Here is a 450-nt window from a genome sequence, read left to right as displayed (position 1 = left end):
TCTGTGTTTATTGACGCGCTCTTTGAGTACAAAGAAGATAGAACTAAGTTAGCTAAAAAGTTTTTTAGGGAAATTCAGGAGAAAAATCTCCCCATTGTAGAGCCGGATATTTTTAAAATAGAGCTCATAGGTCAGTTAGTTCGAAGGATGCCAAAGGAAGAGGCCATAACATTATATGAGCTCATTATTGGGAATGTAGAGATTGCCGAGACGGGTAAGCTTGGGGAAGTGTCTTTTGAAATTGCTTTTCAAACTGGATGTCGGGCTATAGATTCATTTTATATTGCGGTTTCCCATTCCACAAACAGTATTCTGGTATCAAATGACAAGTTCCAAGTTGACAGTGCAAGAAAGTACGGTGTTAAAGCGTTTTATCTCTTGGGCGAGTTCAATCAGATAGAGGAGACATTAAATAAGAATGGTGGTCAAAGTGAGTTTGATAATTCATCA

Annotated in this window: 1 protein-coding gene; it reads left to right on the top strand. The window is 38.0% G+C overall.

From position 1 onward, the window contains the following. Positions 1-450: type II toxin-antitoxin system VapC family toxin (locus tag E3E37_RS11040; RefSeq protein WP_167717390.1), on the top strand; the 450-nt coding region annotated here is incomplete at both ends.

This window comes from Thermococcus sp. ES12 (assembly GCF_012027515.1).
GTDB classification, from domain to species: Archaea; Methanobacteriota_B; Thermococci; order Thermococcales; family Thermococcaceae; genus Thermococcus; species Thermococcus barossii.
The sequence above is the reverse complement of the archived record's forward strand: the minus strand, read 5'-3'. Positions and strand labels throughout refer to the sequence as shown.